Below are 19,251 nucleotides of genomic sequence, written 5' to 3' on the forward strand. Positions count from 1 at the left end.
GTGTCGGCGGCCGGCGGGACCCCGTCCCGAACCGCAAGGGACGTTTGCCGCTCAGGTCGCGAGCGACGTCGCGCCGGCCGGCAGCGTCGCGCCGACGCGCCACGCGTCGTCATCGCGGACGACCAGCGGCGTCGGCTCCCCGCCCGCGAACCCGTCCTCGTCGACGCGCAGCGTCCCGCCGACGAGCGTCCCGTCGACGACCGCCCACGAGGCGACGAACGCCGGTTCGGCGGCGGGCACGGGGTCGGCGTCGAACCCGTCGCCGTCGGCGGGCCCCGAGAGGGTCACGCCCGAGGGCGCCTCCGGGCCCCAGCGGTTCGCCCCCGCGTAGAGTCGGTCGCCGCGGACGACCGCCTCGCGGAAGTAGCTCGCCCAGAAGTCGCGGAAGTCGGTGTCGAGCCGGTACCACAGGTCGCCGTCGTCCGTCCGGTAGAGCCCGCTCCCGGTGGCGGCGACGACGGCGCCGCCGTCGAGCACGCGCAGGTCGTGGACGTCGTCGTGAACGCCCCGCCCGTACCGCCGCCAGAAGTCGCCGTCGAACGCGTAGACGCCGCCGGGTTCGAGCCCCGCGAGCACGCCGTCGTCCGGGTGGACCGCCAGCGTCCTGACGCTCGGCGCCGCCCCCGGCGCGCGGTCCCGCCACCGCTCGCCGTGCGGGTGCGCGTCGAGGTCTCCGATCGGGTCGAAGCGCCACCCGTCGCCGTCGGTCGCCGGCCGCGCCCGGAGCACGTCGACCGAGCCCGTCCCGACCAGCACGGTCTCCGGGCCGGCGAGCACGGAGACCGGGTCGTCCGGGCCGTCGAGCCGGTGCCAGTCGGTCCCGTCCGTCGAGCGGTACAGCCCCTCGGCGGTCGCGGCGATCCGGGCGTCGCCGCTCCGGACGACCTCGCGGACGCGCCCGCAGGCGGCGACCCGCACCGGGTCGCCGTGCGGCCCGTCGAGCCGATACAGCCCGCTGTGGGTTCCGCAGACGAGCATGTGTGGCGATCGGTGACCGAGCGAAAAAACCGTACGCCTCCCGTCGACCCGCGGCCCGCTAGCTGTGGATCCCCATCGCCTCGATCTGCTCCTGGTACCGGTTGCGGATGGTGACCTCGGTGACCTGCGCGACGTCGGCGACCTCGCGCTGGGTCTTCTTCTCGTTACAGAGCAGCGAGGCCGCGTAGATGGCCGCCGCGGCGTAGCCGGTCGGGGACTTCCCGGAGAGGAGCCCCTGCTCGGCGGTCGTCTCGATGATCTCGTTCGCCTTCGACTGCACCTCCTCGCTCAGTTCGAGCTCGGAGGAGAACCGGGGCACGTACTTCTTCGGATCGACTGGACGCATCTCCAGGCCGAGCTCCTGAGAGATGTAGCGGTACGTCCGGCCGATCTCCTTGCGGTCGACGCGGGAGACGTCGGAGATCTCCTCTAACGACCGGGGGATCCCCTCCTTTCGACAGGCGGCGTAGAGCGCGGCGGTGGAGACGCCCTCGATGGAGCGCCCGCGGATCAGGTCCTCGTTGAGCGCGCGTCGGTAGATGACCGAGGCGACCTCCCGTACCGAGCGGGGCACGCCGAGCGCCGAGGCCATCCGGTCGATCTCCGAGAGCGCGAACTGGAGGTTCCGCTCGCCCGCGTCCTTCGTCCGGATCCGCTCCTGCCACTTGCGCAGCCGATGCATCTGCGACCGCTTCTTCGAGGAGATGGATCGCCCGTAGGCGTCCTTGTCCTTCCAGTCGATCGTCGTCGTCAGCCCCTTGTCGTGCATCGTCTTCGTCGTCGGGGCGCCGACCCGCGACTTCTCCTGCCGCTCCGAGTGGTTGAACGCGCGCCACTCCGGTCCGGGATCGATCTGCTCCTCCTCGATGATGATGCCCGTCTCCTCGTGTATCAGCTCCCCGTCGGCCGTCCGGGTGAGCTCCTCCGGGTCGAAGTCCTCGGGGTCCAGCTCGTCGGCGTCGACCCCCTCGACCCCCTCGGCGTCGGTCTCGGTCTCGTCGGCGTCCTCGTCCCGCACACGCTGCCGGTCGTGATCCCGTTGCCGGGTTGGCCGTGTCATCGCATTTATATACTATCCAATCGGACTGACTTAAAAGTTCGTGAGGGTCGGCGATCGCTCGACCGGAGCGAGGAGAGGTCAGTGGACGCTCGGTCGGCGACCGCGACGGACAAGGCTTTGACGCGCCGGCGTCGACTGCGACCGAATGCCGACGATCGACTGCGACCCGGCGACCGCGCGCGCCCGCCTCGAGGACGCCGGCGTCCCGATCGACGACGGGAACACGGCCCACGAGCGGTGGCGCGCGGAGCGCGAGGGCGCCGTCGCCGTCGCGTACGACGGCAAGGTCGTGGTCCAGGGGAGCGACCCGACCCGCCTGACGAACCTCATCCGCGAGGGGGGCGGCCGCGCGCACGTCTACTTCGACGGCGCCTCCCGCGGGAACCCCGGGCCGGGCGCGGTCGGCTGGTGTCTCGTCACGTCCGACGGCGTCGTCGCCGAGGGCGGCGAGCGGATCGGGACGGTCACCAACAACCAGGCCGAGTACGCGGCGCTGATCCGGGCGCTGGAGGCGGCCGACGAGTACGGCTTCAACGAGATCGACGTCCGCGGCGACTCGGAGCTGATCGTCAGGCAGGTGCGCGGCGAGTGGGACGCCAACGACCCCGAGCTGCGCGAGAGGCGGGTTCGCGCCCGGGAGCTGTTAGAGCGGTTCGACCGGTGGTCGATCGGCCACGTTCCGCGGGAGATAAACGCGCGCGCCGACGATCTGGCGAACGAGGCACTCGATGACGCGAACTAACGACGAACCCCCGGAGTGGGCGAAGGAGCGGGCGCGAGAGGTGATGGCGGCCGAGGAGGGCGCCGAGAGCGACGGCGACGGTGACCCGGCCGACGAAGGCGCGAGCGACGCCGACCGCGTCCCGGACGTGCCGGTCGAGGTCGTCGACGAGGCGGAGCGGCTCACGCGGCTCGCGCGGCGGGCGGAGGAGGACGCGGCGGCCGCGTTCTACCGCGAGCGCCGCGACGAGCTCGTCGCGGGCCACGGCTACGTCCCGCGGCTCCGCGAGGACGACGACACCCTCGTGTTGTACCCCGACGAGTGGATGGCCGACGGGACGGTGCGACTCGACCGGATCGAGACCACCGAGCGGGCCGTCGAGGTGTCGCTGTCCGGGCCGGGCGACGCCGACCGGTACGACGAGGTCGCCGCGTACAACGAGGCGGTCGCCGACGCGGTCGCCGAGGCGCACGGCGGCGCGCACGCCGACACCGCCCGCAGCTTCGCGGCGTTCATGAGCAACCACTACGTGCGCGCCGTCGACGACGCGACCCCCGAGGTGCGCGAGGAGTTCCGCGAGGAGTACCTGCCGCGGAACGGCTGGCCGACGGACGAGCAGCTCGCCGTCGTCGAGGAGTCGCTGGCGGTGATCGAGTCGGTCGCCGCCGAGGTCGACGGGCCAGAGGAGTCGTAGTCGAGGCCCGAATCGCCGATGTCGGCGTCGTCGACGACGGCGCCGGGGCTGGGAGTCTCGGGGGCGCGCGGTTTTCACCGCGCGTCGTGTGCCAGGATACTGTCGGTTTCGCGCCGATGCGTCCCGCGGGCTCGCCGCGCTACTCGTCGAGGAGCGCGCGGACCTCGTCGGCCCGCTCCTCGTCGGTGACGAACCGGTCGAGGGCCCACTCCAGCTGGCCGAGGACCGCGTCGTGGCCGGCCTCGGTCAGCTCGTACTGGTTCGTCCGCTTGTCGAGTTCGCTCTTCTCGACGAACCCGTCCGCGACCAGGTCGTCGAGGTTGGGGTAGAGCCGCCCGTGGTTGACCTCGGAGCCGTAGTACGATTCGAGCTCGCGCTTGACCGCGAGCCCGTACATGGGCTCCTCCGAGAGGATCGCGAGGATGTTCTGCTGGAACGCCGTCAGCTCCGACGCCGGCCGCGGTGTCTCCGCATCAGTGACTGATTGTGCCTCTGACATGGGTATCTGAAGGGTTCCCGAACTTATAACCTTTCTCAAGATTCAGCATCTTTTAAATACATAACTACGCCGCACGCGTTCGTTTCCGGCCGTCGTCGGCCGCAGAACGGCTGAACTGCCGGTTCGTTCCCGACACCGGATCCGAGCGATCGCCGACCGACGCGACGCATCCGTGACGATCCGTCGGACGAACCGGGAGCTTCGGACACAATACGACATCCGATCAACCGGTAGCCGTCTCCGAGGAGCGGTCGGTAAACGCGGGGGCGCGAACGACGGTCAGTCGAGACGATCGATCGGAAAGCACGGTCGAATCGGAAAGCGACGGTCGAATCGAAAAGCGACTCGGCCGACGACGGTCGGAGCGGTGTCGCCGGGAACCCGAAAGGACTTTGCTACCGATGGACCGAATATCGGTCACATGGTCAACCTCTGGGAGGACCTCGAGACGGGCCCGGACGCACCCGACGAGATCTACGCGGTCGTGGAGTGCCTCAAGGGCGAGCGGAACAAGTACGAGTACGACAAGGACATCCCCGGCGTCGTCCTCGACCGCGTGCTCCACTCGAACGTCCACTACCCGTACGACTACGGGTTCATCCCGCGGTCGTACTACGACGACGAGGACCCGTTCGACGTGATGGTGCTCGTCGAGGACCAGACGTTCCCCGGCTGCGTCGTCGAGGCCCGCCCCGTCGCGCTGATGAAGATGGACGACGACGGCGAGCAGGACGACAAGGTGATCGCGGTGCCGACCGAGGACCCCCGCTTCGACCACATCGAGGACTTAGAAGACATCCCGCAGCAGATCCGCGACGAGATAGACGAGTTCTTCTCGACGTACAAGAACCTCGAAGCGGGCAAGGAGGTCGAAACCCTCGGATGGGAGGACAAGGCGGCCGCGAAGGACGCGATCGAACACGCGCGGGACCTGTACGACGAGGAGTTCGGCGAGTAGCGCCGGACTCGAAGAGATAACTACCGGACATCGCGTCCCGCGGACGGGATGCGTTATGCCCATGGGTAATTTTTAGTCGGTGGCGCGCCTACGTACTGACAGAGCCATGAGCGCGAGCACCCCGTCCGTCGGCATCGATCACCCGACGGTCGTCCCCGCCAACTTCGAGCCCGAGCGCCGCGACGCCGACTCGGACGACGCGTCCGACGGCGACGCCGACCGGTCGACCGCGTAGGCGTCCCGACCGCCGCGTCAGGCGTTCTCGACGACCGCGGACAGCCGTCGGGCGTCGGCGGTGAGCGACTCGAACCGGTCGTCGACCCAGTCGACCACCGCCGAGTCGGTGGACTCCAGCACGCATCGGGGGTTGTTCCGGCGGTCGTACGCCGTCACGCAGGCGACGTCGTCCCGCCTGAACAGCCCGTACTCGATCGGGTCGGGCGAGACGTAGACGGTCGCGTCGTCGTCGTCGAGCGCCCGGTCGGTCGCCCGGGCGAAGTCGGCGATCGACGCCTCGACCACGTCGCGGTCGATGACGAGCTCGACCTCCGCGCCGGCGTCGAGCGCGGTCGCGGCCGCCCGGTTGAACTGCTGGATGACGACCGGCGAGACCGCCCTGATCTCGGCCCGACGGCCGTCTCGGATGATGTCGGCGATGCGGTCGACCGCGGCGAGCGGGTTCCGGTCGGTCGCGACTGTCAGGTCGCCGGCGTCGACGGCCTCCGCGGGGAACCCGGCGCCCACGCGTTCGAGGTCGGCGGCGAACCCGCCGTAGCGGTCGGCCAGCTCCACCTCGTCCAGAAGGGTCTCGTACGCGTCGTGGACGCGCTCTCCGGTCGCCGTCACGCGGTACGCCGCGTCGCGCTTGACGACCCAGTCGCGCTCGCGGAACCCCCCGAGGATCCGCTGGACCGTCGTCCGGGTCGCGTCGACCGCGTCCGTCAGGTCCGTCGGACGACGCGGCTCCCGCCGGAGCGCCCGGAGGACCGCGACCCGGACCGGCGAGCCGGCGAGGTACTGTGCGCCGTCGTGTCCGTCGTCGGACGTCATCGTGTACGGGGCGTCTACGAGCACCGCACGCTTAACCGTACCGCGCTACGGGCGGTATCGGAACGAGACGACGGTGCCGATCCCGTCGTCCCCGTCGATCGTCTCCGTGGTCACGGTGACCCCGGCGACCGCGTCCGCGCCGAGCGCCTCCTCGATCACGGCGCGGAGCGCGTCGGGGTCGGCCCCCTCCCGGAGGACCGGGACGCGGACCTGCCGTCGGTTGACGGCGACGTCGCCGAGGTCGTAGTCGGTGTGCTCGAACGCGTCCCGCACCGCGGCGGCGATATCGGTCATGCGAAGCGGTTCGCGTGTGGGATATAAAAGGTTAGTCGAGACCGATCGCGTCGGACTGCCACCGAGGGACCTCTGCCCCCTCGGATCCGGCCGGCTCACCCGGAGCTCCGCGCCGAGATACCAGTCCTGATAACTCGCGGGAGGGATTCAATACGGACGGTCGACTGATCCGTACCATGCTGGTAGAGACGGCGGTGTTCGCCGCTGTGGCGGCGCTGATGGGGGTATCGACAGTCGCGTTCGTCGCGTTCTCGCTGCTGGGGGACCACGAGAACAGGTACTTCCTGCTCCCGCCGGCAATCATGTCGATCGCGGGGCTCTCGTACGCCGGGATGGCGGCGAGCTCGGCCGGGATCGCCCTGGAGGGGTTCGTCGTCGAGCTCCGGTACCTCGACTGGGCACTGACGACGCCGCTCATCGTGTTACACATCGCGGTGGTCGCGGCCGCTCCGCGGAAGACGATCGCCGCCGCGATGGGCGCCGACGCGCTCATGATCGCGGCCGGCTACGCCGCGACCACCGCGGCGACGCCGGGGGTCAAGTGGGGCGGGTTCGCCGTCTCGTCGGCCGCGTTCCTCGCGGTGGTCTACCTCCTGCTCACGACCGTGACGGACGGCGTCCGCGACGAGAGCGCCGCGGTGCAGGGCACCTTCCGGACGCTCCGGGACCTCACCATCGCCCTGTGGTTCGTCTACCCGGTGATCTGGCTGCTCAGCGGCTCCGGCGTCGGCGTGATATCGACCGCCGACTACCACTTCATCGTCGCCGTGCTCGACACGACCGCCAAGGTCGGCTTCACCTCGATCGTCACGTTCAGCATCACCCGCGTCGGCGACCTGTTCGCCGAGAGCGAAACGACGACCGCGACGACCGCCGCCTGAGACCATGACGGACACGACCACTTCCGGTTCGATACTGACGCGTAGCCTCAACACCAAGAGCTTCCTCGGCATCGCGGGGTTCGCGCTGCTGCTCGGGGTAACGGTGTGGACCCGGTGGCTCTCGGTCCGCGGGTCGATACCCGCCGAGGCCGAGTCCGCCGTGCTGTCAGCGCTGGTGACGACGCTGTTCGTCGCGGTCGTGGGCGCGTCGCTGCTGACGATCACGCTGGTCCGCGACACCGCCGGCGCGCTCGGGTTCCTCAACGAGAAGGCGGCGCGGATCGAGGACGGCGAGTTCGACGTGAACCTCGACGCGCCGCGGTACGACGAGGTCGGGCGGCTGTTCGCGGCCGTGCGCTCGATGCGCGACGCCATCGCGACGCGGATCGACGAGCTGGAGACCGCCCAGCGGGAGGCGGAGGCGGCGCGCGCGGAGGCCGAGCGACAGGCGGAGTCGCTGGCCGCGAGCGCGGAGCGCATGAGCGAGACGTTCGACGCGGCGGCCGACGGCGACCTCTCCGTGCGGGCCGACGAGGACGTCGACGCGGAGGCGCTGGCGACGATCGCCGCGTCGTTCAACGACATGATCGGCGACGTGGAGGCGACCGTCGAGGGCGTCCGGTCGTTCGCGGCAGAGGTCGACGAGGCCAGCACCGAGATCGACGACACGGCGCGGCGGCTGGCGTCCCAGGGCGACGACGTCGTCGAGGTGATCGACGGGATCGCCGACAACGCGGGCGACCAGTACGACACCGTGCGGGACGCCTCCGGCGAGCTCTCCGACCTCTCGGCGTCGATCGAGGAGATCGCCTCGTCGTCCGACGAGGTCGCGACGAAGTCGGCGAACGCCGCCGAGATCGGCAACGCCGGCAACGACGCCGCCACCGAGGCCGTCACCGAGATGGAGGCGATCCGCGAGCGGACGGCGGCGTCGATCGAGAAGGTCGAGCAGCTGGAGTCGGAGATGGACCGCATCGGCGAGATCGTGACGCTCATCGACGACATCGCGGAGCAGACGAACATCCTCGCGCTGAACGCCAACATCGAGGCCGCGCGCGCCGGCGGCGGCGCGGGCGGGGACGCGAGCGAGGGGTTCGAGGTCGTCGCCAACGAGGTGAAGTCCCTCGCGGAGGAGACCGCGGAGAAGACCGACGAGATCGAGACGCGGATCGAGACGCTGCAGTCGACCGCCAGCGAGACCGTCTCCGAGATGCGCGAAACCGGCGAGCGCGTCGAGCGCGGCGTCGAGACGATCGACGACTCGGCGGAGCTCCTGCTGGAGATGGTCGACACGGTCGAGGACGCGAACGACGGCGTCCAGTCGATCAGCAAGGCGACCGACGAGCAGGCGACGGCGACGGAGGAGACCGTCGCGATGATGGACGAGGTCGCGGAGCTGAGCGAGGCGTCCACCGCGGAGGCCGCGGACGCCGCCAAGCTGGTCGAAGAGCAGAACGACGACCTCGACGCGGTGAGCGACCGGATCGACGACCTCTCCCGTCGGACCCGCCGGCTCCGGGAGCGGCTCGAATCGTTCGACGGCGGCGACGGCGCGGTCGCGGGGCCCGACGCGGCCGGCTCCGTTCCGGGCGCCGCGGACGACGACTGAGTCGACCCGCGAGGCGCCGCCGCCGACCGAGTCGATCCGCGAGGCGACGACGCCGGTCGAGCCGGCTCCTCCGAGCGCGCTCGGGTCTCACGCGTACGCGTCGTACTCCTCGCCGAACAGCGCGAAGTACGCGACGCCGACGAGCCCGACCGCGCTTGCGAGTCCGAAGGCGACCGTGGGGCTCCCGGCGACAGCGACCTCGGTCCCCGGCACCGAGAACCCGCCGTAGAGCAGCCCGCCGAGCGCCGCGCTCGGGATGACGACCGCGTTGCGGAGGAGGTAGTACGACCCCGAGACGCGGCCGCCCGTGTCGCGCTCTGCGGGCCCGACGATCAGGGCCTTGTGCGCGGGGAGCCCGGCGAACCGGAGCCCGGAGAACGCGAACAGCGCGACGACGAGCGGCGCGGTCAGCGGCGTGTCGGCCGGGACGTTGATGAGGAGCACCGGGAAGACCGCGTACACGAGGAAGCCGAGCGCGACGACCGGCTTGAGCCCGACCCGCTCGGCGGCCAACGCCGCGGGTGGCATGGAGACGAGCGCGACCAGCATCTCGATTGCCAGCAGCACGCCGAAGAAGGCCGCCGGTGACAGCGAGACGGGGCCGACGTCGATCCCCACTTCGAGGAACCGCGTGATCACGATGACGAAGAAGACGTACACCATCCCGTTCGCGAACCGCACCAGCGTGTCGCCGACGAGCAGCGGGCGGAGCTCCGGCGGGAGGCGCCGGAGGTCCGCGACCACCTCGCTCACCCCCTCGAACTCCTTGCCGAGCGTGTCACCCTCGGCGTCGTAGAGGACGTGTTGGAGCGCGGTGGCGACGACGCCGAACAGGAGCGCCACCGCGAGCACGTACTGGAAGCTCACGGTGAAGTCGGCGGCGTACTGGATGATCCCCGCCGCGATCAGCGGCCCGATCAGGAACGCGGTCCGGCGGAACACCTCCGTGCTCGCGAACCCGCGCGCCAGCCGCTCCGGCGGCACCGACTGCTTGACGATCGCGAACGTCGCGCCGAGCCCGAACGACTTCCACGCCTGCGCGAGGAAGAGGCCGACGAAGATCCAGATCCACGGCTCGAAGGCGACGCCCCCGACCGTCACGGTCCCGAGGGTCGGCGCGGCGAGCCACACGCCGAACCCCAGGCTCGACACCAGCCCGAACAGCGTGAGCGCGACCCGCGATCCGATCCGGTCCGAGAGCCGGCCGCCCGGGTACGGGTAGACGGCGCCGATGACGTTGCCGACGGTCCCGAACAGCCCGACGACGAACGCGCTCGCGCCCAGCGCCGACATGTACTCCGGGACGTACCGGTTCGTCATCTGGAAGCCGAGGCTGAACGCGAACATCGCGAGCGACAGCACGAGCACGTCCCGCCGCAGCGAGAGGAACTGCCGGAACGGGTCGAGGAGGTCGACGTCGTCACCCGTTCCCATACCGGGAACTGTGACGAAACGACCTTCAATACACCGGTGATACGGCCGAGCGAGGTCGAAGAAGTCGAGCGGCTCGGCCGGCAATAAATTTATTCATAATATTTGATATTCAAATATGTAAAACCAGTCACCGCAGAATAATTTATTCTTTAATTACGCGCGATTTTTTGTGAAATATGCACGAAAGTGTAGCGGAGTACGTGGCAGAGCACCCGAAAATGGCCGGCGTCCTGTTCACCGCGCTCCTCCTGCTGACGCAGGCGGCGCCCGCGGCGGCGAACCAAGCGGCTACTACCCCAGGTCCGTAAGTCCATCAAAGCTGTCGTTCCAAGTGAGTTCCCCATCGTGGAAGATCGGCGTATCTTCCATATTCAGGAACTGCTCAACCTCAGCGGTTGAGACCTTTTTTGCGGTTATTTTTGAAGGAACAATGTGATTATTATTGTCGCTGTCTAAATTCAGGTATGTCAGCGAGCCCGTTCCATACGGGCCATTAGGGTATGTCTCTGCAGTCAGACTCCAGCAGTCTGTACCATGATCTCTTAAATTAAGGACAAGTGCTACTCCACTTCGGCTCTGACAGATCGTCGTCCCGCCGTCCCCGACGACGATGTACTGATGTCCGGTGATCAGCTCCCGTTTCGCCACGTGAAGCGCGGTGCGGAGGTTGAACCCGGTGTTCATCAGGCGCGCGATGATGCGGCCGAGCTGGGTGGCCGGCGAGTTCGCCACGTCGGAGAGGGTGACGATACCGCCGCGGGAGCCGCGGTGGACGAGGGCCTCGCCCTGCTGATAGGACTGGCAGGCGTTGAGCAGGAAGGCGCTGACGCCGACGTCGAGCTCCTCGTCGGTCAGGTCGAGGTAGTCGTCGGTACACTGCATCCCGCGGTGGTCGACGTGGCCGACGTAGTGGAGGAAGTCGACGTCGGACCGGAGCGCCTCGCGCATCTCCGCGCGGGTGAGGTCGTGGCGCACCTCGATGTCGAACTGGACCATGTCGCGGAGGCCGTACAGGTCCGCGACCGCGCCCTCCTCGCGCATCTGCTCGTCGTTGCAGACGACCAAGACGGAGATCCGCGACTGCTCGACCGCGCCCGCCTCCAGCCGGCGGTGGTACGCGTCGAGGGTGGCCTTGTTGGCGTCGAGCGGGACGCCGTCGCCGACCCACGCGTGCTCGACGGTGTCGACCGGCTCGGGCCGCACGAAGTCGGCGTCGGCCGGTACCGCGCCGCGGTCGGCCGGGGCGTCGGCGCCGCGAACGGGCTCGGGCTCGGCGGCGCCCCGGACGAACTCGTCCGGGCCGGTCGACGCCGGAACCGGTGCGGGATCGCCGTCCGGCCCGCGGAAGAACCCGACGCCGCCCCCCTCGCTCGCGGTCGCCGGAGTGGCCGTCTCCGGCGACCGGACGACGGACAGCTCGCCGGCGACGAACGGGAGCATCTCCACGTTCCCGGGGTCGGGTCGCACGTCGGTCGTCAGCGTCCACTGCGGGAGCTCCGGCTCGACGCGCTCGAAGGGGACCGCGAGGTACTCGCCCAGCCGCTCCGCGAGGGGGAGGTCGTACAGCCGGCCCCAGTCGAGGTCGACGTCGGTCGCCTGTCGCTCGTGGAGGTCGACCGGATAGAACCCCTCGGTGCGGGCGAGGCAGTCGAGGTGGAACGACTGCCGGAGGACCTCGGCGGTCCGACGCTCGAAGTCGGGCTCCAAGTAGTGCGTCCAGCCGTCGCCCTCGATCCGGGGCGCCTCCCCGGGGACGACGTCGGCCGCGAAGTAGTACGCGAGCGAGACGACCGGATACAGGCGTTCGTACGTCGGCGGCACGACGATCCGGACCCCGGAGTCCGGCGGTTCGATCGGGTCGGGCACGCGCAGCTCGTCGCCCGGCCCGATCAGCGGGGGATGGCCGCGGAGGGTGGGGAACGACCGCTCCGGGCTCGTCGTCTGGAGCGCGGAGCCGAGCAGCGAGACGGCGTCCATCAGCGACTCGGGGTCGGTCGGCGTCTCGACGGTGCCGGCGGGCACCTGGTGGAGCGAGCGGAAGCCGAGCGCGACCTCGCTCGGCGCGTCGAGGTCGATCCGCGTGGTCCGGTCCGTCGTCGACACCGAGAAGCCGGCCTCGAACGCGAGGTACAGCTTGGTCGGCGCCGGATCGATGCCGACGTGGTACGTCCCGGGCGGCATGTCGTAGGCGTCGCCTCGGGTGAGGAGCGCACCGTCGCCGTCGCGCGTCTCGACGACCGCGACGCGCGGGATCTCGACGGACGCGGTCTCGACGGTGACGCTGGCGTCGACGGGGAAGTAGTGGGCGTCCGCGGGGTTCGGGCGGGGTTCGACGGTCCGGTCGGTGTACACCTCGAACTGGGTGTTCTCGATGTGGTCCGTGACCGCGAGTCCGGCGTCGTCCGACAGCGGGTCGATGTCGATGCTCATGTGAGTGGACCGCGTCCGACTACCGGTCGGGCCGGTCAGATCGGCGAGTCCGGTTCGGCCGGTCAGGGGGCGAGACGGACCGGAGCGCTCGGCGAACGCGACCTTCGGTACCGGTTCGTCGGCCGAGACGGCGATAAAGCTTGTGTCGGTGGATCGCCGTAGACCGAACGGATAAAGGGGCGGCCGGCCCACGTTCGCGTAATGATCACGCTTGGAACGGCCCGCGCCCCGCCGGGCGAGACGGATACGGGCCGTCTCGAAGTGGGCGAGACGCGGGACGGGAGCCCCGTGCGGCTGCCGGTCGCCGTCGTCAACGGCGCGACGGACGGACAGACGCTGTACGTGCAGGCGGTCAGCGACGGCGACGAGCTCAACGGGCTGGGGGTCGTCAACCGCGTCGTCCCGCGGCTCGACCCGACGGAGCTGTCGGGCGCGGTCCTCGTCGTCGGCATCGTCAACTACTTCGGATTCCAGGTCGCGGAACACCGGAACCCGATCGACGACCGGAAGATGAACCGGGGGTACCCCGGCGACGAGGACGGGACGACCAGCGAGCGGATCGCCCACGCGACGTTCCAGGCGGCGAAGCGCGCGGACTACATCCTCGACCTCCATCAGGGGTCGACCAGTCGGATGATAAACGAGACGCGGGTGCGGTGCGGGATCCGCCACCATCTCCACGGGGACTGCCTGGAGCTCGCGAAGGCCTTCGGCTGCGGGCACGTCCTCGACATCAAGGGCCCGGACGGCCAGCTCGCGCGGGCGGGCCCGGAGCACGGGATCCCGACGATCGACCCCGAGCTCGGCGGCGCCGTCGGCTGGGACGAGGAGTCGATCCGGTACGGCGTCGAGGGGGTGTTCAACGTGCTCCGACACCACGGCTTCCTCGACGGCGACGTCGACCTCGAGCGGCAGGTCCGGGCGCGCGGGTTCGACCAGTACGGGTCGCCCGCGGGCGGGCTCGTCCGGTTCCAGCGGGACCTCGGTGAGCGCGTCTCGGCCGGCGACGCCCTCTTCGAGGTGACGGACACCTTCGGCGAGCTGAAGGGCCGCGTGACCGCCGACGACGACGGGATCTTCTGGCGCACCCGACGGCTCCCGCAGGTCGCCGCCGGCGAGTACGTCTGCTCGGTCGGCACCAACGTCGACCGGTACTGATGGCGGCCGACGACGGGCCGGAGGGAGGGGAGGAGGGCGGCGCGACCCCGAGGCGGCTCGCCTGTTCCGACTGCGGCGCGACCGTCGCCGACCGGTGGCGCTGCGAGTGCAGCGCCCCGCTGAACTTCGCCGATCCGCCGGTCCCGGATCGACCGGTGCCGGAGCCGGGTCGCCCGGCACCGGAGCCGGCGGAGGGGGACGAGCCGCTCGGCGTCAGCGACGGGGACGGACTCTGGGCGTTCGCGCCGTTCCTCGCGGTCGGCGACGACCCGGCCGACCGGGTGACGCTCGGCGAGGGGGGGACGCCGCTCGTCGACGCGGACGGTCCGCGGGGCGACGCCGGAGCCGACGGGAAGGCGTGGAACGCCGCGTTCAAGCTGGAGTACGTCTTCCCGACGGGGTCGTTCAAGGACCGGGGCGCGACGACGACGCTCACGCGCGCCCGCGAGCTCGGCGTCGACCGCGTCGTCGAGGACTCCTCGGGCAACGCCGGCGCGGCGATCGCGACGTACGCGGCCCGGGCGGGGATCGACGCCGCGGTGTACGTCCCGGCCGACGTCAAGGAGTCGAAGCTCCGCGCGATCCGCCGCGCCGGCGCGGAGCCGGTCCGGATCGAGGGGAGTCGGGGGGACGTGACCGACGCCTGCGTCGCCGCGCTCGGGGACGGCGGGCGAGAGGGAGGGACCGCGGGCGGAACGGACGGGAGTTCCGAGGGCTCCGCGTGGTACGCCAGCCACGCGTGGAACCCGGCCTTCTTCGAGGGGACCGCCACCGTCGCCTACGAGATCGCCGCCCAGCGCGGCTGGGAGGCCCCGGACGCGGTCGTCGCCCCGCTCGGGCACGGGACCCTGTTCCTCGGCGCGTACCGGGGGTTCCGGCGGCTGGAGCGGGCGGGCTGGACGGACTCGGTCCCGCGGCTGTTCGGCGCGCAGGCGGCCGGGATCGCCCCGATCGTCCGCGAGCTGCACGGGGCCGAAGCGGCCGACCCCGGGGGGCGCGTCAACGCCGCGGCCGACGGGATCCAGATCGCGGAGCCGGTTCGGAAGCGGGAGATCCTCGACGCGATCGCGGAGACCGACGGCGACGCGCTCGCGGTGACCGAGTCGGCGGCCGAGCGCGAGCTCGACCGCCTTCACCGGGCGGGCTTTTACACCGAGCCGACCTGCGCCGTCGCGCCGGCCGCGCTCCGGGAGCTCCGCGAGCGCGGGGTCCTCGCGCCCGACGACGACGTCGTCGTCCCGCTGACCGGCAGCGGACTGAAGGGCTGACCGCGCCGCCGACCGCGCCGGGGCGAGTTCGACGCCCGGGCGCCGTCACCACCGTCACGCCTTTTCAGTCGCGCCTCGTGGTGATGCGTATGGAGGTCCTCGTCTACGGCGCCGGCGCGCTCGGGAGCCTGATCGGCGGGCTGCTGGCCCGGGCCCACGACGTCACCCTCGTCGGACGCGACCCCCACATGCGGCGGATCCGAGGGGACGGGCTCCGGATCGACGGGGAGATCGAGGCGCGCGTTCGCCCCCGAGCGCTCACCGACGGGACGCACCGCGGCGCCGATCTCGCCCTCGTCACGACGAAGGCGTACGACACGGACGCGGCGGCGCGGGCGCTCGCGACCGGCGAGTACGACGCGGTCTGCTCGCTCCAGAACGGGCTCACGGAGGAGCGGCTCGTCGCCGCGCTCGACCCGACCGTGCTCGCGGGCACCGCGAGCTACGGCGCCCTGCTCGCCGAGCCCGGCCGGGTGACGTGCACGGGGACCGGCGAGGTCGTCGTCGGCTCGCTCGCCGGCGGTCGGGACCCGCTCGCGGAGCGCGTCGGCGCCGCGTTCGACGAGGCCGGGATCGAGGCGACCGTCGCCGCGGACATGCCCCGCCGCCGGTACGAGAAGCTCGCGGTCAACGCGGGGATCAACGGTCCCTCGGCGCTCGCGCGCCTCGCCAACGGCGCGACGCTCGACGGACCGGGCGGCGAGGTCGCGCGCGAGGCGGCCCGCGAGGTGGCCCGCGTCGCGCGCGCCGACGGCGTGGACCTCGGCGGGGACGAGGCGGTCGCGGCCGTCGAGCGCGTCGCCGACGACACCGCCGCTAACCGCTCGTCGATGCACGAGGACGTCGCCGAGGGGCGGCGGACCGAGGTCGACGCGATCTACGGCGCCGTCGTCGACCGCGCGGACCGCTTCGGGACCGCGGCGCCGACGTGCCGGACGCTGGCGTCGCTGATCCGGGCGTGGGAACTCGGAGAAGGGGTCCGCGAGTCCGCCTGACGGTCATGGGGGTCGCGCGAGGCGACCGCGGCGACCGGCTACCGGCTCAGCACCACTCTTCGAGGACGGTCGCGTCGGTCTCGTCGACCGAGACCCACGCGTTCTCCCGCGAGACGTCCGCGATCACGAGCTCCGGTCGCGACGCCGAGGAGTCGATCGACGCCATCACGTCCGGCGAGTCGTCGGCGTCGAGCGTCGGACCCGCCGGCAGCGCGGTCCGACGGTGATCGGGGTCCGGGTCGTCCCAAGGAGTGGAACTCCGTGACATGGTTGTTAATTGTTCACAGTAGGTATAAGCGTTCCGAACCGGAGACGTCCGCAGTCGGCGAATTCCCGGTCCGAGCGAACGGATCGACGGCGAATCCGGACTGACGCCGTCGATCGGACGGGTCCCGGCCTCGGTCCGGCGTCGATCCGACGGACCGGTCGAGCGGCGGACCGGTCGAGCGGCGGACCGGTCGGATCGCTGTCGGGTGTGCGCCTCGCCTCCGGGATCCGAGCGGCGCCGACGGCGGCGACCCTTCCCCGCGCCGTCGCCGACCACCTTCGCAGTATACAAGAGGTGTCACGCTGAAAGACGGTGCATGAACGTATCAGACGCCATGACGCCGCGGTCGGATCTCGTCGTCGTCGAGATCCCGGGGAGCCGGAACGACGTGCTGGAGTACATCCAGGAGCACGGCTTCTCCTCGGTCCCCGTCGTGAAGGACGTCGACGGCGACGAGGTGTACCGCGGCCTCGTCACCCGCGACGACCTCATCGAGCAGCCGGACGAGGACCAGCTCGCGCTGCTGATGCGGGAGGTCCCGACCGTCGGCGCCGACGACGACATCGTCGACGCCGCGGCCACGATGGTCGCGGAGTCGTCGCGCCGCCTCCCGGTCGTCGACGGCGAGTCCCTCGTCGGAATCCTCACGGTTACCGACGTGGTGCGGGCGATCGCCCGCGGCGAGATCGACGGCGACGCCGAGGTGGGCGGGCTCGCGACCCGGGCAGTCAACGCGACCCACACGGAGACGCCGCTGCCGGTCGCCGAGCGGGAGATCGGGCTCGCGAACGTTCCCTACGCCGTCGTGCTCGACGACGACGCCGCGATCGCGGGGATGCTCACCGAGGTCGACGTGCTGGCGGTCGCCCGCGTCGTCGAGGGCGAGGCGAGCACGGGCGACTCCATCGCCGAGCAGGACTCCGAGTGGTCCTGGGAGGGGATCAAGGCGACCGGCGCGCGCTACCTCCCGACCCGCAACGTGGAGCTCCCGGCGGAGCCCACGCGCCACTTCATGACGGAGGACCTGATCACGGTCAGCGGCACCCGGACCGCAAAGGAGGTCGCCCAGGAGCTCATCAGCAACGACATCGAGCAGGTCCCCCTCGTCAGCGGCACGGACCTCGACGGCATCGTGCGCGACGTCGACCTGCTGGAGGGCCTCTAGATGGCCGCGGACGACCTCGTCGAGCTGGCGAAGCGGCGCGGCTTCTTCTTCGGCTCGAACGGCGCGTACGGCGGCACCGCCGGCTTCTACACGTTCGGCCCGCAGGGCGCGGCGCTGAAGCGGAACTTGGAGGACGCGTGGCGCGACCGGTTCACCATCCAGGAGGGGAACCGCGAGATCGAGGCGCCGACGGTGATGCCGGAGCCCGTCTTCGAGGCCTCCGGCCACCTGGAGGGGTTCGACGACATGCTCGTCGAGTGCGGCGAGTGCGGCGAGTCGCACCGCGCCGACCACCTCGTGGAGGCGGCCACGGAGATCGAGGACGCCGAGGCGCTCCCCGGCGAGGAGGTCGAGGGCCTCATCGCCGACAACGACGTCGCCTGCCCGTCCTGCGGCACCCCCCTCGCCGGCGAGCCGGTGGAGGCGTTCAACCTGATGTTCGCGACCGACATCGGACCGGGCGACGCCCAGCCCGGCTACCTCCGCCCGGAGACGGCGCAGGGGATCTTCGTCGAGTTCCCGCGGCTGAAGGAGTACGCCCGCGGGAACCTCCCGTTCGGGATCACGCAGATCGGTCCCGCCTACCGCAACGAGATCTCGCCGCGCGGCGGGCTCCTCCGGCTGCGCGAGTTCACGCAGGCGGAGTTAGAGCAGTTCATCGACCCCGAGGAGGACGAGCCGCCGCTCGACCGGGTGCGCGACGTGGAGGTCCGGCTGTACCCCGCAACCGAGCAGGAGGCCGAAGACGGCGACTACCTGAACACGACGGTCGGCGAGGCGGTCGACGAGGGCGTCATCGGCTCCCCGTGGGTCGGCTACTACCTCGGCGTCGCGCAGGCGTGGTACGAGCGCGTCGGCGTCGACACCGAGCGGTTCCGCTTCCGCCAGCACCTCGCCGGCGAGCGCGCCCACTACGCGGCCGACTGCTGGGACGCGGAGAGCGAGGTCGACGGCGACTGGATCGAGATCGCCGGCTTCGCCTACCGCGGCGACTACGACCTCTCGAAGCACGGCGAGTACGGCGACGACTCCTTCACCGTCTTCAAGCGCTACGACGAGCCGAAGACGGTCGAGCGCGCGACGGTCGACCCCGACATGTCCGTCCTCGGGCCCGAGTTCGGCGGCGACGCCGGCGCGGTCGCCGAGGCCTTACAGACGCTCGCCGAGCGGGACCCCGACGCCTTCGACGGCGAGACGGTGGCGGTCGACGTGAACGGGGAGACGCGCGAGGTCGACGTCGACGTCGCGAACTTCGCCGTCGAGGAGACGACCGAGAGCGGCGAGCACATCACGCCGCACGTCGTCGAGCCCTCCTTCGGCGTGGGTCGCACCGTCCAGACGCTCCTCGCGCACGGCTACCGCGAGGACGAGGTCGACGGCGAGTCGCGGACGTACCTCTCCCTGGAGCCCGAGATCGCGCCGCAGGACGCCGCGGTGTTCCCGCTGGTGACAAACGACGACCGCCTCGTCGGCCTCGCCGAGCGCGTCGCGAGCGACCTGCGGGCCGCGGGGCTCGCGGTGGCGTACGACGACTCCGGTTCGATCGGGCGGCGCTACCGGCGGCAGGACGAGGTCGGTACGCCGTTCTGCGTCACGGTCGACCGCGACGGGATCAAGGGCGACGGCCCCGACACCGTCACCGTCCGCGAGCGCGACTCGGCGGCGCAGGTCCGGGTGCCCGCGGACGACCTCGCCGCCGAGCTGGCCGCGCTCCGCGCGGGCGAGCCGTTCGACGCGCTGCTGGACCGGTACGAGACCGTCGAGACGGACGTCGAGACGAACTGAACCC

Annotated in this window: 20 protein-coding genes; 12 read left to right on the plus strand and 8 right to left on the minus strand. The window is 70.9% G+C overall.

The genetic code is table 11. From position 1 onward, the window contains the following. Positions 1-51: 51 nt before the first annotated feature. Both NO900_RS10475 and NO900_RS10480 read right to left on the minus strand, forming a co-directional pair. Positions 52-978 carry a beta propeller repeat protein gene (locus NO900_RS10475; RefSeq protein ID WP_256409169.1) on the minus strand — a complete coding sequence of 309 codons (927 nt, stop codon included), beginning with the start codon at positions 976-978 and terminating at the stop codon, positions 52-54. A 58-nt stretch (positions 979-1,036) separates the two neighbouring features. After that, positions 1,037-2,038 carry a transcription initiation factor IIB gene (locus NO900_RS10480; protein ID WP_256409170.1) on the minus strand — a complete coding sequence of 334 codons (1,002 nt, stop codon included), beginning with the start codon at positions 2,036-2,038 and terminating at the stop codon, positions 1,037-1,039. A 145-nt stretch (positions 2,039-2,183) separates the two neighbouring features. Here NO900_RS10480 and rnhA point away from each other — a divergent pair, with 145 nt between their 5' ends. Both rnhA and NO900_RS10490 read left to right on the plus strand, forming a co-directional pair. Further along, the gene (rnhA, locus tag NO900_RS10485) at positions 2,184-2,780 is read left to right on the plus strand and encodes a ribonuclease HI (protein ID WP_256409171.1); all 597 of its coding nucleotides are present in this window, start codon (positions 2,184-2,186) and stop codon (positions 2,778-2,780) included. Beyond that, on the plus strand, positions 2,767-3,453 hold the full coding sequence (locus NO900_RS10490) for a DUF7108 domain-containing protein (RefSeq protein WP_256409172.1): 687 nt from the start codon (positions 2,767-2,769) through the stop codon (positions 3,451-3,453). The genes rnhA and NO900_RS10490 overlap by 14 nt, the downstream gene beginning before the upstream one ends. Before the next feature lie 139 nt (positions 3,454-3,592). Here NO900_RS10490 and NO900_RS10495 read toward each other — a convergent pair whose 3' ends face one another. Further along, on the minus strand, positions 3,593-3,952 hold the full coding sequence (locus NO900_RS10495) for a PadR family transcriptional regulator (protein WP_256409173.1): 360 nt from the start codon (positions 3,950-3,952) through the stop codon (positions 3,593-3,595). A 421-nt stretch (positions 3,953-4,373) separates the two neighbouring features. Here NO900_RS10495 and NO900_RS10500 point away from each other — a divergent pair, with 421 nt between their 5' ends. Further along, a complete protein-coding gene (locus NO900_RS10500; protein ID WP_256409174.1) occupies positions 4,374-4,910 on the plus strand; it encodes an inorganic diphosphatase in 537 nt (178 codons plus the stop codon). 106 nt (positions 4,911-5,016) lie between these two features. Continuing rightward, a complete protein-coding gene (locus tag NO900_RS10505) occupies positions 5,017-5,145 on the plus strand; it encodes a hypothetical protein (protein WP_256409175.1) in 129 nt (42 codons plus the stop codon). Between the two features lie 17 nt (positions 5,146-5,162). Here the strand turns inward: NO900_RS10505 and NO900_RS10510 are convergent, their stop codons facing one another. Both NO900_RS10510 and NO900_RS10515 read right to left on the minus strand, forming a co-directional pair. Continuing rightward, positions 5,163-5,960 (minus strand): helix-turn-helix transcriptional regulator, encoded by a 798-nt coding sequence (locus NO900_RS10510; RefSeq protein ID WP_256409176.1) that lies wholly within the window; start codon positions 5,958-5,960, stop codon positions 5,163-5,165. Positions 5,961-6,005: 45 nt separating this feature from the next. After that, the gene (locus tag NO900_RS10515; RefSeq protein ID WP_256409177.1) at positions 6,006-6,254 is read right to left on the minus strand and encodes a hypothetical protein; all 249 of its coding nucleotides are present in this window, start codon (positions 6,252-6,254) and stop codon (positions 6,006-6,008) included. A 176-nt stretch (positions 6,255-6,430) separates the two neighbouring features. Here NO900_RS10515 and NO900_RS10520 point away from each other — a divergent pair, with 176 nt between their 5' ends. Both NO900_RS10520 and NO900_RS10525 read left to right on the plus strand, forming a co-directional pair. Further along, a complete protein-coding gene (locus NO900_RS10520) occupies positions 6,431-7,135 on the plus strand; it encodes a bacteriorhodopsin (RefSeq protein ID WP_256409178.1) in 705 nt (234 codons plus the stop codon). 4 nt (positions 7,136-7,139) lie between these two features. Beyond that, complete coding sequence (locus tag NO900_RS10525) at positions 7,140-8,744, plus strand: methyl-accepting chemotaxis protein (RefSeq protein WP_256409179.1); 1,605 nt, start codon at positions 7,140-7,142, stop codon at positions 8,742-8,744. Positions 8,745-8,831: 87 nt separating this feature from the next. On the opposite strand, the gene NO900_RS10530 is transcribed toward NO900_RS10525, so the two are convergent. Next, a complete protein-coding gene (locus NO900_RS10530; protein WP_256409180.1) occupies positions 8,832-10,178 on the minus strand; it encodes an MFS transporter in 1,347 nt (448 codons plus the stop codon). Between the two features lie 176 nt (positions 10,179-10,354). On the opposite strand from NO900_RS10530, the gene NO900_RS10535 reads away from it, so the two are divergent. Further along, entirely contained in the window at positions 10,355-10,486 is a 132-nt protein-coding gene (locus tag NO900_RS10535; protein WP_256409181.1) for a DUF7503 family protein, read from the plus strand. Here the strand turns inward: NO900_RS10535 and NO900_RS10540 are convergent. Next, on the minus strand, positions 10,470-12,608 hold the full coding sequence (locus tag NO900_RS10540; RefSeq protein WP_256409182.1) for a caspase family protein: 2,139 nt from the start codon (positions 12,606-12,608) through the stop codon (positions 10,470-10,472). The two genes, NO900_RS10535 and NO900_RS10540, sit on opposite strands and share 17 nt — an antisense overlap. A 201-nt stretch (positions 12,609-12,809) precedes the next feature. Between NO900_RS10540 and NO900_RS10545 the strand changes: the two genes are divergently transcribed. The 3 genes from NO900_RS10545 (at position 12,810) to NO900_RS10555 (ending at position 16,029) form a co-directional block, all read left to right on the plus strand. Next, positions 12,810-13,766, plus strand: coding sequence for a succinylglutamate desuccinylase/aspartoacylase family protein (locus tag NO900_RS10545; RefSeq protein ID WP_256409183.1), 957 nt, complete (start codon positions 12,810-12,812; stop codon positions 13,764-13,766). Continuing rightward, positions 13,766-15,034: a threonine synthase gene (locus tag NO900_RS10550; RefSeq protein ID WP_256409184.1), complete on the plus strand. Its 1,269-nt coding sequence runs from the start codon at positions 13,766-13,768 to the stop codon at positions 15,032-15,034. Before NO900_RS10545 ends, NO900_RS10550 begins: the two co-directional genes overlap by 1 nt. A gap of 89 nt (positions 15,035-15,123) precedes the next feature. Next, positions 15,124-16,029 (plus strand): ketopantoate reductase family protein, encoded by a 906-nt coding sequence (locus tag NO900_RS10555; RefSeq protein WP_256409185.1) that lies wholly within the window; start codon positions 15,124-15,126, stop codon positions 16,027-16,029. A 46-nt stretch (positions 16,030-16,075) separates the two neighbouring features. Here NO900_RS10555 and NO900_RS10560 read toward each other — a convergent pair whose 3' ends face one another. Continuing rightward, entirely contained in the window at positions 16,076-16,297 is a 222-nt protein-coding gene (locus NO900_RS10560) for a DUF7556 family protein (RefSeq protein WP_256409186.1), read from the minus strand. 316 nt (positions 16,298-16,613) lie between these two features. On the opposite strand from NO900_RS10560, the gene NO900_RS10565 reads away from it, so the two are divergent. Continuing rightward, a complete protein-coding gene (locus NO900_RS10565) occupies positions 16,614-17,462 on the plus strand; it encodes a CBS domain-containing protein (RefSeq protein WP_256409187.1) in 849 nt (282 codons plus the stop codon). Further along, positions 17,463-19,247: a glycine--tRNA ligase gene (gene glyS, locus NO900_RS10570; RefSeq protein WP_256409188.1), complete on the plus strand. Its 1,785-nt coding sequence runs from the start codon at positions 17,463-17,465 to the stop codon at positions 19,245-19,247. It begins immediately after the preceding gene. Positions 19,248-19,251: the final 4 nt, after the last annotated feature.

The sequence above is a fragment of the Halorubrum rutilum genome, assembly GCF_024494565.1.

Bases quoted from the DNA above. Each gene is read 5' to 3' on its own strand.
- rnhA (WP_256409171.1), top strand. From the start codon at position 2,184: ATGCCGACGATCGACTGCGACCCGGCGACCGCGCGCGCCCGCCTCGAG.
- glyS (WP_256409188.1), top strand. From the start codon at position 17,463: ATGGCCGCGGACGACCTCGTCGAGCTGGCGAAGCGGCGCGGCTTCTTC.
- NO900_RS10550 (WP_256409184.1), top strand. From the start codon at position 13,766: ATGGCGGCCGACGACGGGCCGGAGGGAGGGGAGGAGGGCGGCGCGACC.
- NO900_RS10535 (WP_256409181.1), top strand. From the start codon at position 10,355: ATGCACGAAAGTGTAGCGGAGTACGTGGCAGAGCACCCGAAAATGGCC.
- NO900_RS10560 (WP_256409186.1), bottom strand. From the start codon at position 16,297: ATGTCACGGAGTTCCACTCCTTGGGACGACCCGGACCCCGATCACCGT.
- NO900_RS10475 (WP_256409169.1), bottom strand. From the start codon at position 978: ATGCTCGTCTGCGGAACCCACAGCGGGCTGTATCGGCTCGACGGGCCG.
- NO900_RS10565 (WP_256409187.1), top strand. From the start codon at position 16,614: ATGAACGTATCAGACGCCATGACGCCGCGGTCGGATCTCGTCGTCGTC.
- NO900_RS10530 (WP_256409180.1), bottom strand. From the start codon at position 10,178: ATGGGAACGGGTGACGACGTCGACCTCCTCGACCCGTTCCGGCAGTTC.
- NO900_RS10555 (WP_256409185.1), top strand. From the start codon at position 15,124: ATGGAGGTCCTCGTCTACGGCGCCGGCGCGCTCGGGAGCCTGATCGGC.
- NO900_RS10480 (WP_256409170.1), bottom strand. From the start codon at position 2,038: ATGACACGGCCAACCCGGCAACGGGATCACGACCGGCAGCGTGTGCGG.
- NO900_RS10495 (WP_256409173.1), bottom strand. From the start codon at position 3,952: ATGTCAGAGGCACAATCAGTCACTGATGCGGAGACACCGCGGCCGGCG.
- NO900_RS10520 (WP_256409178.1), top strand. From the start codon at position 6,431: ATGCTGGTAGAGACGGCGGTGTTCGCCGCTGTGGCGGCGCTGATGGGG.
- NO900_RS10505 (WP_256409175.1), top strand. From the start codon at position 5,017: ATGAGCGCGAGCACCCCGTCCGTCGGCATCGATCACCCGACGGTCGTC.
- NO900_RS10525 (WP_256409179.1), top strand. From the start codon at position 7,140: ATGACGGACACGACCACTTCCGGTTCGATACTGACGCGTAGCCTCAAC.
- NO900_RS10515 (WP_256409177.1), bottom strand. From the start codon at position 6,254: ATGACCGATATCGCCGCCGCGGTGCGGGACGCGTTCGAGCACACCGAC.
- NO900_RS10510 (WP_256409176.1), bottom strand. From the start codon at position 5,960: ATGACGTCCGACGACGGACACGACGGCGCACAGTACCTCGCCGGCTCG.
- NO900_RS10500 (WP_256409174.1), top strand. From the start codon at position 4,374: ATGGTCAACCTCTGGGAGGACCTCGAGACGGGCCCGGACGCACCCGAC.
- NO900_RS10490 (WP_256409172.1), top strand. From the start codon at position 2,767: ATGACGCGAACTAACGACGAACCCCCGGAGTGGGCGAAGGAGCGGGCG.
- NO900_RS10545 (WP_256409183.1), top strand. From the start codon at position 12,810: ATGATCACGCTTGGAACGGCCCGCGCCCCGCCGGGCGAGACGGATACG.
- NO900_RS10540 (WP_256409182.1), bottom strand. From the start codon at position 12,608: ATGAGCATCGACATCGACCCGCTGTCGGACGACGCCGGACTCGCGGTC.